Raw genomic sequence first — 13,041 nt, forward strand, 5'->3', positions numbered from 1 at the left:
CGCCATTTAAAAAGCTAACGATTAGCTGTGAAAGGCTTCTATCAACCAAGCCATGATTCTCAAGCTCTTTATTAGGCGTATTTACTTTTGCAGCTTTGCATTCATTATCTAATGTCTCATTTTTACGTGTACCGGTTTCGTATGCAATATCTGCTTGTTCCATACATTTTGCCGAGCCTGCGTAAGGCTTTGCCGCACAAGCGCTTAGTAATAAAAAAAGTGAAATTGCTATCAACAATTGCTTCATAACTAATCCTATTTTTACGCAACTTATTTACTTTAAATTACAGCTGCAAGTTAGCCTATTTACTTTTCTACCACCATTACAAAAAATTCAAAAAAGAACGTACCGATGGCATCAAAAAAAGTGTTATTTTTTTCATCCTTTTTAATTTGTGCGCTAATGCATTGATTGTAAACCTGTGAGCTTGTTTGAGCGCCATTTCGATCAACCATTTCAGCCTCTTCAATGCATAAGTTAGGGTCAGAACGCGGGGCTGTACTACATGCACTCAGTAAAGCGCACAGCAATAATGCGGCGACGGGGCTTTTTATGTTCATCCTTAAACTATCCTATTAAGTTAACGTGCTACCTGCATTTATGTGTGAGAGTAATATATAGGTTGTACCCAAATAACACTGACACTTTATCACTGCAATAAAATAAACAACCAGTAAATATTTGTAAGGTTCTGTAGGGATTTATACTCACTTTTATAATTGAACTACGCAAAAGCCTGAAATTATTGCATTCATATCACTGTAAAATTTACAGTGATCGCAGCCAAAGAATAAAAGATTAAATTAAATTTATTAAAATACAATAACTTAATATTTGGCATTTAGTTTGCTAGTTAATGATATAAGCAAATAAATTGTAAAAGGACTAGTTATGAATATTTTTGAAGCACTACGTCATGACCATGACAAACAACGAGAATTGGTAGATGCGCTTATTCAAACACACGGCGACACAGAGCAGCGCCACACGCTAATGGATGAGCTAAAAACAGAATTAGAAAATCACGCAAAATTTGAAGAACGTTACTTTTATAACCCACTTATGTTTGATGACTTAACTCATGAAAAAGCGCGCCACAGCGTAGCTGAACATCACGAAATTGATGAATTAATTGAACAACTTGAAGATACCGAAATGAGCTCGTCTGCATGGTTAGTTGCAGCTAAAAAGCTACACCATTTGGTACATCATCATTTAAGTGAAGAAGAACACGAAGTGTTTCAATTAGCGGGTAAAGCACTTACCGAAGGGCAAAAAGAGAGCCTTGCTGAGCAATACAACGACGCTATGCATTAGTTGTAAACACGCAAACCGACTTCCACACACTCCCTGTGTACTTATTGGTTATAAGCCTTATGGCTTATAACCAATTTTTTTGTATGTACTTTATTACTTTACAGTAAATTTCACGTCTTGGTCGCGTAATAAGTAAAGTGCAAAACACGCAGCCCACATTGGCCATGCAGTAAAGAATAATAAGTTATTAAAGCCATCTATGTACTGGTTGTAAGAAGAAAGCGTAGATAAGCCATGCATTACAAAAATGATACCGTACGTTATACGCTTTTTAATACCTGCTAAAAATGCTAAAACAAGCACTAACTGCACCGCACCAATAATGTAAGCCACTATATCTGTAGAGCCACTAATACCGTAAAAATGTTCAAAAATACGTGCGCTATGCCCAGGATTAACAAACTTATCGAATGTCCACATAACCATTACAATAAACACGCCTAAACGCAAAGATAAAAGTGACCACTGCAAACGGTTTTGCACATCAGAATTCATTGAACCTGTCATAAAATTTCCTTAAATGAATATTAATAAACGTAGAAGTAACCTAGACCGTATAAGTTATTTTTTATTTCAAAAATTTTTAATTAAATTCATTAGTTAAGCCATGCAGTACTAAAAGTGAAGCTTATTTAAGTAATTTAAAAATGCTGCATAAAAGTTAACTCTTTTAAAATGTTAGCAGGTTGAAAGTAGTCTATAATTAAAAATTCTATTAAAAGCATATATTTACATTCAGTCTAGTACAATCGCTGTATTAATATTTTATCAACTAATAAAACAATACTACTTAATTACCATCTTTATAATGCATCTGTTTTGTTATGTTCTAAAAAACAAAAAGAATCAAAATTTTACTGAAAGTTATTTTTAATCCTTTCGGTCTTTATCGCCAACAACATTTTAACCGTAGAGAGAAAACGTTTGAAACACGCATATTTAGCACTTTCCCTAGCCACCATATTAAATACACCACTTAATGCTTTTGCAGCCGAAGAATCAAAAACAGCAAAAGAAGGCGCAATTGAGCGTATTGAGGTGGCAGGCCAAGTTATTAAATCTCAAGGTCTTTCGGTTAAAAATGCCACTGTAGACGGCCCTTTTGGCGACAACTTAGCTCTACGAGATATAGCCCGTTCAGTAACACCAATTTCAAGCGAGTTAATAGAACAACTCAATATTACGACTTTACAAGACGTACTTGCAGTCAGCCCTAATACCTATTCAGCCAGTGGTTTTGGGGCACCAAGTTTACCTACTATTCGTGGGCAACTAGGTGAGCTTTTCCAAGATGGTACACGCCGCCAAGCAGGTAATAATGGCTTTGGTGTGCCGTTATCGTTCAACTCTATAGAACAAATAGATGTAGTAAAAGGCGCGCCACCGGTATTATTTGGTTCAAGCCAACGCAACGGTGGTTTTGTAAACTTACATTCTAAAAAAGCATCAACTGACGACAGTAAAGGCAAAGCAACGGTATCTGCAGGACGATGGGATCAGTACAGTGTTTTAGTTGATTACAGTGCACCTATAGTAAAAGACAAAGTAGGTTTTAGAGTAAGCGCTGAACACATTGATAACGGCAGTTACTACGACTTTTCGGGCACGAAAAGCGACAGCCTATTTGCAGCACTTAGGGTGTTACCTGATGACAAGAGCAGCTGGGATATTAACTTTGAGTTATACCAAGTTGAATTTACCGATAACGCAGGTATTAACCGCCCTACTCAAGCGCTAATAGATAATGGCCTTTATATTACCGGCCAAGGCGTGCAAGTAAATGGCAGTACAGTTCCAGCGGCAGGTTCTATTGTTTCACCTACTGGGCAAGTAAAAATAGACCGTAGTACAGTACTTACCGACCCTGACAATCAAAACGAAGCCACTACTTATTTACTACACAGTATTTATAAGCGTGAACTTTCAAACAACGCATCAATAAAAAACATTACGTATTTTCAGCACTTACAACGCGAAGAAATTGCACAAAATAGCTTTGTTGAAATTATAGATGGTGCCGATACCGCGCAGAACCGTACCGAACTGACTTACCAATGGAGCAACGAACAGCAAACAATTTTTGCTTTTGATGTGCGTTACAACCGCGTGCTAGGCTACAGCCAATTTACAACAGAAGCCGACCTACCTATTGATTTAACTGGCCCAATTTCAAATCGCCGCATTCCTTTAGCTGATGCACAACAAGCGCGTTTAATTGAAATTAGTCCAGGTGTATTTGTATCCCCTGGTGGTCAGTACGATATTAATAACGATGGCAGCGGCGACTTTAACTTATCAGACACTACCGATTCGCGCTCATGGCAAACGGGTTTTGCTATTCAGCAAGATTCAGATTGGACAGATAAGTTTCATACAAGTGTTGGCTACCGCATTGATTTTTATGACGTAGACGCGCACGACCCAATAGCACCAGAGGGTGAAATTGCAGCGAGCGATAGCATTAACGATAAGCTACATTCGGGGCAAGTAAGCTTTAATTACCGATTAAATGGTGATTACACCACTTATGGTGCAGCAAGTTACAACGAAGCCACATCAAATAGCATGGCTGGCGGCACGTCTCTTGGTGGTGACAACACGATTAGCGCGCAAAACTTTTCAACCGAAAATACCTTAGTTGAATTCGGTTTAAAATACGCACCAACCGACAGTGATTGGTACGCCGATGGTGCAGTGTTTAGCCAACGTCGTAGTTTACGTAATCGCGATGGTAGTAATACCGGCATTCGTACTACCGGCTTTGAAAGCCAAGTATTCTATGATGCTTACCCTTATTGGTTAAGTGCCGGCTACAGCTATATTGATGCTCGCTACGATAATTCTGCAAGTAGCCAAGATTCAGCGCAAGTAGCAGATGCATTTGACAACTCACGTCCAGATATTATTGCAGGTACCAGTGTTGGCGCACCTAGCTTTACCGCGTTTGCACCTTCAAACCGCCAAGTTCAGGGCATCCCTGAGCAATCTTTCAGCTTTAACGGAAATTATTCAATTAATTCGAAATGGCAAACGGGTTTTTCAGGTCTATATACAAAGAGTTACCCATTAGACTTTTTGGCGACAGTAAAAATTCGTGATCAGTACACCCTAAACGTAAATACTAGCTATGCTTTTACGCCTAATACCAAGTTACGATTAGATGTGAACAACGTGACGAATCAAAAAAACTGGCGCCCAGTATTTGAAGGCGGTTACTTTGGTGCAACTTTAGCTTTTCCTGAGTTGCCAATTAACGCCAAGTTAACCCTTACGCATAGTTTTTAAGAGAGAGAACATGATTAAAAAAATATTTCTATTATTGATTGCAGCGGCCGCCGTCGGCCTGTTCTTTCATTTTGACTTACACCAACTACTTACGCTTGATGGCTTAAAAGGATCGATGGATCAGTTTAACCAATACAAAGAGCAGTCACCGTTACTCGTTATTGGTGGGTTCTTTTTACTATACGTAGTAGTAACTGCTCTCTCTTTACCAGGCGCCGCTATTTTAACACTTGCCGCAGGTGCATTGTTTGGCTTAGTTGAAGGCTTATTGGTTGCATCTTTTGCCTCAACTATTGGCGCAACACTTGCCTTTTTAGTATCGCGTTACTTACTACGTGACACTATTAAACAACGTTTTCCTGAGCGATTAGCCGCCATTGATGCAGGCGTTGAAAGAGAAGGTGGATTTTACTTATTTACGCTTAGATTAGTGCCGGTGTTTCCGTTCTTTTTAATCAACTTACTAATGGGTGTTACTTCAATAAAGTCTTGGACTTACTACTGGGTAAGCCAAGCAGGTATGCTCGCCGGTACATTTGTATTTGTTAACGCAGGTACACAACTGGCGCAAATAGAAAGCTTATCTGGAATTTTATCATTCAACTTAATCTTATCATTCGCTTTATTGGGTATATTCCCATTCATTGCAAAAGGAATCTTAAACGTGTTTAAAAAGCGTCGCGTATACAAAAACTACACTAAGCCTAAAAAATTCGACCGTAACATGATTGTTATTGGCGCAGGCGCAGGTGGTTTGGTAACAAGTTATATAGCCGCTGCTGTTAAAGCAAAAGTAACCCTTATTGAAGCGGGCGAAATGGGCGGTGACTGTTTAAACTATGGTTGTGTTCCAAGTAAAGCAGTCATTAAAAGCGCTAAAATTGCAGAACAAATTCGCCATGGTGAAAACTACGGCCTAGAAAATGCGACACCGCAGTTTTCGTTCAAAAAAGTAATGGCACGTGTACACAAAGTAATTGCCGATGTAGCACCACACGACAGTGTTGAGCGTTACACCAACCTAGGCGTAGATGTTGTAAAAGGTTACGGTAAATTAATAGACCCGTGGACTGTAGAAATTAAACTTAACGACGGTGGCACGCAAACACTCACCGCTCGTACTATTGTTATTGCAACTGGCGCACGCCCATTTGTACCGCCACTACCTGGTATTGAAGAAACTGGCTATGTAACAAGCGATACATTGTGGAATAAATTTGCAGAGCTAGATGAGGCACCTAAAAAACTTGTAGTACTTGGTGGTGGTCCAATTGGTAGCGAATTAGCACAAAGCTTTGCTCGTTTAGGTTCAAGCGTTACGCAAATTGAAATGGCGGAGCGCATCATGATCAAAGAAGATCTTGAAGTGTCTACTTTTGCTCACGAAGCGTTAACCGAAAGTGGCGTTAATATTTTAACATCGCACCAAGCACTACGCTGTGAAGCTCGCGATGGTAAAAAATATATTGTTGTTAAACATAACGACAAAGAAATAGATATTGAATACGACGAGCTATTATGTGCCGTTGGTAGAAGTGCACGCCTTAAAGGTTACGGTCTTGAAGAGCTAGGCATTGAAACAAACCGCACAGTAGTAACTAACGAATACCTAGAAACACTGTACCCTAATATTTTTGCAGCAGGCGATATTGTAGGTCCATACCAGTTTACACATGTGGCAGCTCATCAGGGTTGGTACGCAGCGGTAAATGGCTTATTTGGTCATCTTAAAAAGTTTAAAGTAGATTACCGTGTTATTCCGTGGACTACGTTTATTGACCCAGAAGTAGCACGTGTTGGCTTAAACGAGCAAGACGCAAAAGACAAAGGCATAGATTACGAAATTACTCGCTTTGAATTTGAAGAGCTAGACCGTGCAATTACCGACAGCGCTACAAAAGGCTTTATTAAAGTGATTACACCCAAAGGCAAAGACAAAATATTGGGTGTTACTGTAGTATCTGAACACGCTGGCGACTTAATTGCTGAGTTTGTACTGGCAATGAAACACGGTTTAGGCCTTAACAAAATACTCGGTACTATACACAGCTACCCTACTTGGGCTGAAGGTAACAAATACGCAGCAGGTGAGTGGAAACGCGCTCATGCACCTGAAAAAGTGCTTAACTTGCTTGAAAAATACCACACTTGGCGTCGAGGTTAATTATGTTTAAAACACCTCTAAAAGCATTGCTACTTGGTTCGGCTTTATTTGTAACATCGTTTGCAACGTCATTTTCGGCCCAAGCCCAAAACATGCACGATAGCTGGAATGCATTGTTAAATAAGCATGTTGTCGCTATTAATCATAATCACAGTACTGAGGTTGATTACGCTGCTATAAAACGTGAGCATGCACAGCTAAAAACGTATTTAGATTCGTTAACGGCTGTAACGCAAAGCGAATTTGACGCGTGGAAAAAGCCTAAGCAACTCGCTTTTTTAATCAATGCTTATAATGCGTGGACTGTTGAACTTATATTGACTAAGTACCCTGATATTAAGTCAATTAAAGACTTAGGGAGCTTTTTTAGCTCACCATGGAGTAAAGAGTTTGTGCCATTACTTGGCAAAACTCGCAGCCTTGATGATATAGAGCATGGTTTAATACGTGGCAGCGGTAAATACAACGACCCACGTATTCACTTTGCAGTAAATTGCGCGAGTATTGGTTGCCCAGCGCTTCGAGAAGAAGCCTATACAGCCACTGATTTAGAGAGCCAATTGCAAGAGCAAACAGTGCGCTTTTTATCAGATATGACACGCAATATGGCTCAAGAAAATACGCTAAGCGTGTCTTCAATATTTAAATGGTACGGCGATGACTTTGAAAAAGGTTTTAGAGGTGCAAACACGCTACAGCAGTTTTTCCTGCAATACAGTGATGCACTTAAACTGATACCCGCTCAGCAAAAAGCACTTAAAAATGATGACATGAAAGTTAAATTTTTAGACTATAACTGGGATTTAAATGTTCGCCATTAAGTTTTGGCAAACACTGGCGCGATACAGCTTTTGCTGTGTCGCGTTTTGCGTTTGTGCAATCGCAAATTTAGCTGTTTTTTCGAGCATCGCGTTTGCTAATACCGTTATTAACTCAAATAGTAAAAGTAATTTAGTAATAAACACACAACAGGGATCTCGCTGGCAACAAGTTCAAGCACTTGGTAGCAATCAAGATGTATACTTTTATGCATGGGGCGGCGACGCGCAAATAAATGCTTATATTCAATGGGCAGCACAGCAAGTTAAAACTAAGTACAACATTAACCTAGTGCATGTGAAATTAAGTGACACCAGCGAAGCAGTAAGCCGTGTACTTGCCGAAAAATCAGCAAACAATAACAACCAAGGCAGCGTAGATTTAATGTGGATCAACGGAGCTAACTTTGCCACCATGAGTGAGCACTCTCTGCTTTTGAAAGAATGGGCAAATAAACTCCCCTACTTTGCATTAACCGATGCTGCTAATAACCCTGCTGTAACCTTTGATTTTGGTTTACCTACCAATGGGATGGAAGCGCCATGGGGGCAAGCGTCACTTACGTTTTATTACGACAGCATTGCAATAAATGGTAAGGCAAACAATAAATTGCCGACGACATTAAACGAATTATTAAACTGGAGCGCACAAAACCCTGGTCGCTTTAGTTACCCAAAGCCACCTGACTTTTTAGGTATGAGCTTTTTAAAATACGCCTTAGTTGTACTGCATAAGCACAGCAGCGAAAATATTAAAGCGCAGCTAAACCAACCAGCTACAACTAAAAATACAGCACAAGTGTTAAACACACTATGGGACTTTTTAGATAAACTACACCCAACTCTTTGGCGTGGTGGCACTCATTTTATGCAAAGTGGTGCTCAAATGCGCCGCCTTGTGGACGATACAGAGCTGAGTTTAGCCTTTACTTTTTCAGCACCTGAAGTACCGGCAGCTGTAAAACGCTATGATTTACCAAACAGCATTCGTAGTTACGCAATGAGTGATGGCAGTTTAAGTAATACCCATTTTGTGGCAATCCCTTACAATGCAAGCCACCAGCAAAGTGCGCAATTAGTGGCTAATTTTTTACTCAGCCCTGAGGCGCAAGCCCAAAAACAAAAAGCGCATATATGGGGCGATAAAAGCGTACTTATTCAATCAACGTTAACGCCCGATCAGCAAGCCTTATTTAAAACGGCTAAACCGCATCCAAGTGCACTGCCTTTAAACAGTATTAAACGCACATTGAGCGAACCTCATCCAAGCTGGGTAAACGCCATTATGCAAGGTTGGCAAACCCGTTATGGAGTAAGCCAATGAGCGTTATTTCAAAAAGTGTACCTGTAAATACCAAAGCAACAACGCAGTGCAGCACCGATATGTTTACGCGCATTGTAAAATTTAGCCCGCGATTTTTACTCGCTCTGCTTATATTACCCGTACTTGGTGGCTTAATTAGCGTCTTGCTGCCTGCCTTTGGTTATGCGCCCGTACTTGAGCAAACAACGTTTAGCTTGCAAGGTTTTAATGCCCTTTGGCAAACACCTGGCCTTACCCAAATGGTTACCTTAAGCGTTGCAACGGGCTTAATAAGTACTTTGCTTGCATTTATCATTACCTTAATGATTTTAGCTGCGTTTTTTAATAGCCCGTGGCTCAACCGAATTCAGCGTTTATTGAGCCCTATATTAGTTATACCTCATGCCGCCGCGGCTATTGCGGTGGGGTTTTTAATTGCCCCTTCAGGTATGATTTCACGCTTAGCGTCGCCTTGGTTAAGCGGCTGGGAACTTGCGCCAAACGGCATGTTTCCGCATGATTCGTTCGGTATTAGTATTATTTTAGGCTTAACACTCAAAGAGCTTCCCTTTTTATTATTAATGGCACTGGGCGTACTTGCTCAACCTGAGCTTGGCAAAAAATTACGCCAACAACATAAGGTTGCGCTTAACTTGGGTTATTGCCCAATGACGGCCTTTTTTAAAGTAATATTGCCAAGTCTTTATCCGCTGCTGCGTTTGCCGCTTTTAGCCGTGCTTGCCTATGCAAGTGCCAGTGTAGAAATGCCACTCATTTTAGGCCCAAATACACCACCCACGTTGGCCGTTGCAATAATGCATTGGTTTAACGATGTTGATTTAAATCTGCGTATTAAAGCCTCAGCAGGTGCTTTATTACAACTGGCTGTTACAGGCGGGTTGTTAGCCCTTTGGCTTGCCGGAGAAAAAGCCATAAAAGTATTATTTAGCGACTCGCTCACTAATGGAGTGCGCGAATACGGCGGATTTTATTGGCAAAAAATAACGGTCGTACTCACCGCATTAGTAATTAGCTTTATACTGTTGTCACTTATTGGTTTAGTTATGTGGTCGGTTGCAGGTTTTTGGCGCTTTCCAGATGCAATGCCTGAACAATTTACACTACTGCATTTTAAAAGTGCGCTAATGCAAATGGGCAGCCCGCTTTTTAATACGCTAGCAATCGGTTTAGTAACCACGCTATTTGCCATTATTCTTACTTTATTGTGTTTAGAATCAGAGCAGTTGAGTGACAAACCTATTTCTCGTTTTACCAGTTTAATTATTTACTTACCGTTATTAGTGCCCAGTATTGCCTTTTTATTTGGGCTAGTATGGATACAACAATTGGTAAATAACCAAGCCGCATTTTTTAATGTGGTACTTACGCATTTACTGTTTGTGTTGCCTTATGTGTTTTTGTCACTTGCGAGCAGTTATAGGCGCTTAGATCCTCGTTTTACTCATGTTGCAGCAAGCCTAGGCGCAGCGCCATGCAAGGTGTTTTTTAAAGTAAAACTACCTCAGTTGTTTGCCCCGATTTTAATTGCAGCCGCACTGGGCTTAGCTATTAGTTTTGGACAATACCTCCCCACGCTTTTATCTGGCGGCGGGCGCATAGCCACAATAACAACCGAAGCCGTTACGCTTGCTAATGGCGCAAGCAGACGCACCAGTGCCGTGTACGCTATTATGCAAATGGCACTGCCGCTTATTGGATTTATACTGGCATGGGGTTTACCTAAATATTTTTTCAAAAGTGCACGTGCTTAAAAGTACGCGAGTTTAAACGTGCACATATTTAAAGCACCCATGTTTAACACTATCAGGGTTAAGGTTTTTTAATGCAGTCATCGTTACAAATTAAAAATTGTCAGCTTTATCGCCAAAATGAGCTGTTACTTAGCTTAAACGAGCAAGTTAATGGCGGTGAAATTCTGACTATTATGGGCCCATCAGGCAGTGGTAAATCAAGCTTATTAAATTGGCTTACGGGTACTTTACCAAGTAGCTTTAAGGCCAATGGTGAGGTGTGGCTTAATGGTCAAAATATCGATAACACCCCTCCACACTTGCGCCATATTGGAGTGCTTTATCAAGACGCTTTATTGTTTTCGCATTTAACTGTTGCTGGTAACATTGCCTTTGCAATGCAAAAAGGTAATAAAAAACAACGCCTTGAAAAAATAGAACACGCACTTGAGCAAGTCGGTCTTAAAGACATGGGTAATCGTCACCCCGATAACCTCTCGGGCGGGCAGCAAGCCCGTGTTGCATTATTACGTATGCTGCTGAGCGAACCTAAAGCCATTTTACTCGACGAACCCTTTAGCAAACTCGACACCCAACTGCGTGTTGATACACGCGAACTCGTGTTTAGCCAAATACGCGATCATAAGCTACCTGCAATTATGGTAACTCATGACCATAGCGACGCTGACGCTGCAAATGGCAAACTCATAACTTTAAATAGCGCACTTTAAATACATAGCTTTAAACGCATAAGGCAAAAAACATGCTAGACAAATTTATCACCCCTGTAATTAAGCCACTTTTAACACCTGTGGTTATGCTTATGCATAAACGCGGCATAACCGCCGATCAGCTCACCGTGGTAGGCTTTTTAGTTGGCTTATTAGCCGTGCCATTACTGGCGTTTGAAATGTGGTACGGCGCATTAGTTGCCATTGCTTTAAATCGAATTTTAGATGGACTTGATGGCGCATTAGCACGCTACGCAAACCAAAGTTCAAGCGCGGGTGGCTTTTTAGATATCACACTCGACTTTTTATTTTACGCGGCTATTCCGCTTGGCTTTATTTTGGCAAACCCTGAGCAAAACGCGATAGCGGGATCGTTATTACTTGCCACTTTTATTGGTACGGGCTCAAGCTTTTTAGCTTTTGCGATTGCCGCCGAAAAATTTAAACTCGAAAAACCGCAATTTAAATATAAAAGCTTTTACTACTTAAACGGCTTAACCGAAGGCACTGAAACAATAGCGCTATTTATTGCATTTTGTATTTGGCCGCAGCACTTTGCTGTTATGGCGAGCATTTTTGCTATTGCGTGTGGCATAACTATTTTTACCCGTATACATGGCGGTTATCACACGCTTAAGCGACAAGAAGCCGATGCTAACAAAGCAGCTGAAAACGTGCCTAACAGTGCAAATTCTGAGGTAATAAATGACTAATGAAGTATGGTGGCGCTTAGGCTTCTTTTTTAGCATTTTAATTATAATGATGCTGCTTGAATGGCAAAAACCTGCTCGCCAAGCACCTATTAAAAGCAGTACACGTTGGTTTGCTAATTTTGGATTAGTGTTTGCTTCATCAGTTATTGCGCGCTTAGTGGTCCCTATTGGGTTAACCGCTGTTGCACTTTACAATCAAGAGCACGGCATTGGCTTATTTAATCAAATAGCCCTACCAAGCAGTTTAATTATTATATTGAGCATACTTTTACTCGATATATTAATTTATTGGCAGCATAGATTATTTCATCAAGTGCCTATTTTATGGCGCTTGCACCGTGTACACCACGCCGATGCACATGTTGATACAAGTACGGGCTTGCGCTTTCACCCTATCGAAATTGTGCTGAGCATACTTATAAAACTCATTGCAGTAACAGCTCTTGGCGTACCTGCCATTGCGGTACTTATTTTTGAAATAGCACTTAATGGTTTAGCACTATTTAATCATGCAAATATACGCCTACCTAATGCCATTGAAAAACCACTGCGTTTAATACTAATGACGCAAATTTTGCATCGAATTCACCATAGCCAAGTGGTTAGTGAAACTAACTCAAACTATGGTTTTAGTGTAATTTGGTGGGATAAATTATTTGGTAGCTATAAAGATAAAGCAAAAAAAGCCGACGCAGATATAAATATTGGCTTAAAAGAATACCCAAGCCAAAAGCAAAATGCGTCGCTTTTGGGGTTACTTACAATGCCTTTTAAAAACAAGTAAAAACAAGTAAAAACAAGCATATTTTATCTCTTACAATACCAATCCACTTAAAATTGCTTTTATGTAGATTGGTATAAACAAAATACTCCTTAAATACTATAAATATACCTGTAACTAACCTTTTAATTGTTAAGTCCTTTCCTACTTTTTTGACGTAAAAAATATTCCGCTCAC

At 40.2% G+C, this 13,041-nt stretch carries 12 protein-coding genes; 9 read left to right on the forward strand and 3 right to left on the reverse strand.

Features of this window, described 5'->3' with window-relative positions:
* Together H5072_RS03135 and H5072_RS03140 are read right to left on the reverse strand one after the other, a co-directional pair.
* A partial coding sequence (locus H5072_RS03135) for a hypothetical protein (RefSeq protein WP_182692656.1) occupies nt 1-247 on the reverse strand: 247 nt, incomplete at its 3' end.
* A 59-nt stretch (nt 248-306) separates the two neighbouring features.
* Nucleotides 307-561 carry a hypothetical protein gene (locus H5072_RS03140; protein ID WP_076924239.1) on the reverse strand — a complete coding sequence of 85 codons (255 nt, stop codon included), beginning with the start codon at nt 559-561 and terminating at the stop codon, nt 307-309.
* Nucleotides 562-892: 331 nt separating this feature from the next.
* Here H5072_RS03140 and H5072_RS03145 point away from each other — a divergent pair, with 331 nt between their 5' ends.
* Nucleotides 893-1,318, forward strand: coding sequence for a hemerythrin domain-containing protein (locus H5072_RS03145; protein WP_008134499.1), 426 nt, complete (start codon nt 893-895; stop codon nt 1,316-1,318).
* Between the two features lie 93 nt (nt 1,319-1,411).
* Here the strand turns inward: H5072_RS03145 and H5072_RS03150 are convergent, their stop codons facing one another.
* Nucleotides 1,412-1,825: a hypothetical protein gene (locus H5072_RS03150; protein WP_002960120.1), complete on the reverse strand. Its 414-nt coding sequence runs from the start codon at nt 1,823-1,825 to the stop codon at nt 1,412-1,414.
* Between the two features lie 417 nt (nt 1,826-2,242).
* On the opposite strand from H5072_RS03150, the gene H5072_RS03155 reads away from it, so the two are divergent.
* The 8 genes from H5072_RS03155 to H5072_RS03190 all read left to right on the forward strand — a co-directional run bounded on the left by H5072_RS03155 (nt 2,243) and on the right by H5072_RS03190 (nt 12,867).
* Entirely contained in the window at nt 2,243-4,603 is a 2,361-nt protein-coding gene (locus H5072_RS03155; protein WP_182692658.1) for a TonB-dependent siderophore receptor, read from the forward strand.
* Between the two features lie 10 nt (nt 4,604-4,613).
* The gene (locus tag H5072_RS03160; RefSeq protein ID WP_182692659.1) at nt 4,614-6,767 is read left to right on the forward strand and encodes an FAD-dependent oxidoreductase; all 2,154 of its coding nucleotides are present in this window, start codon (nt 4,614-4,616) and stop codon (nt 6,765-6,767) included.
* Nucleotides 6,768-6,769: 2 nt separating this feature from the next.
* Nucleotides 6,770-7,588, forward strand: coding sequence for a DUF547 domain-containing protein (locus tag H5072_RS03165; RefSeq protein WP_182692660.1), 819 nt, complete (start codon nt 6,770-6,772; stop codon nt 7,586-7,588).
* Entirely contained in the window at nt 7,575-8,909 is a 1,335-nt protein-coding gene (locus H5072_RS03170) for an ABC transporter substrate-binding protein (RefSeq protein WP_182692662.1), read from the forward strand. The genes H5072_RS03165 and H5072_RS03170 overlap by 14 nt, the downstream gene beginning before the upstream one ends.
* A complete protein-coding gene (locus H5072_RS03175) occupies nt 8,906-10,660 on the forward strand; it encodes an ABC transporter permease (protein ID WP_182692664.1) in 1,755 nt (584 codons plus the stop codon). Before H5072_RS03170 ends, H5072_RS03175 begins: the two co-directional genes overlap by 4 nt.
* Before the next feature lie 71 nt (nt 10,661-10,731).
* Nucleotides 10,732-11,370 (forward strand): ATP-binding cassette domain-containing protein, encoded by a 639-nt coding sequence (locus tag H5072_RS03180; RefSeq protein ID WP_182692665.1) that lies wholly within the window; start codon nt 10,732-10,734, stop codon nt 11,368-11,370.
* A gap of 32 nt (nt 11,371-11,402) precedes the next feature.
* Entirely contained in the window at nt 11,403-12,083 is a 681-nt protein-coding gene (locus H5072_RS03185) for a CDP-alcohol phosphatidyltransferase family protein (protein ID WP_182692667.1), read from the forward strand.
* A complete protein-coding gene (locus tag H5072_RS03190; RefSeq protein ID WP_182692669.1) occupies nt 12,076-12,867 on the forward strand; it encodes a sterol desaturase family protein in 792 nt (263 codons plus the stop codon). Before H5072_RS03185 ends, H5072_RS03190 begins: the two co-directional genes overlap by 8 nt.
* Nucleotides 12,868-13,041: the final 174 nt, after the last annotated feature.

Source organism: Pseudoalteromonas sp. SR45-5 (assembly GCF_014163565.1).
In the GTDB taxonomy this organism is placed as follows: domain Bacteria; phylum Pseudomonadota; class Gammaproteobacteria; order Enterobacterales; family Alteromonadaceae; genus Pseudoalteromonas; species Pseudoalteromonas distincta.

Coding starts and splice junctions, on each gene's coding strand:
- H5072_RS03140 (WP_076924239.1), bottom strand. CDS start 561: ATGAACATAAAAAGCCCCGTCGCCGCATTATTGCTGTGCGCTTTACTG.
- H5072_RS03190 (WP_182692669.1), top strand. CDS start 12,076: ATGACTAATGAAGTATGGTGGCGCTTAGGCTTCTTTTTTAGCATTTTA.
- H5072_RS03145 (WP_008134499.1), top strand. CDS start 893: ATGAATATTTTTGAAGCACTACGTCATGACCATGACAAACAACGAGAA.
- H5072_RS03170 (WP_182692662.1), top strand. CDS start 7,575: ATGTTCGCCATTAAGTTTTGGCAAACACTGGCGCGATACAGCTTTTGC.
- H5072_RS03175 (WP_182692664.1), top strand. CDS start 8,906: ATGAGCGTTATTTCAAAAAGTGTACCTGTAAATACCAAAGCAACAACG.
- H5072_RS03150 (WP_002960120.1), bottom strand. CDS start 1,825: ATGACAGGTTCAATGAATTCTGATGTGCAAAACCGTTTGCAGTGGTCA.
- H5072_RS03185 (WP_182692667.1), top strand. CDS start 11,403: ATGCTAGACAAATTTATCACCCCTGTAATTAAGCCACTTTTAACACCT.
- H5072_RS03180 (WP_182692665.1), top strand. CDS start 10,732: ATGCAGTCATCGTTACAAATTAAAAATTGTCAGCTTTATCGCCAAAAT.
- H5072_RS03165 (WP_182692660.1), top strand. CDS start 6,770: ATGTTTAAAACACCTCTAAAAGCATTGCTACTTGGTTCGGCTTTATTT.
- H5072_RS03160 (WP_182692659.1), top strand. CDS start 4,614: ATGATTAAAAAAATATTTCTATTATTGATTGCAGCGGCCGCCGTCGGC.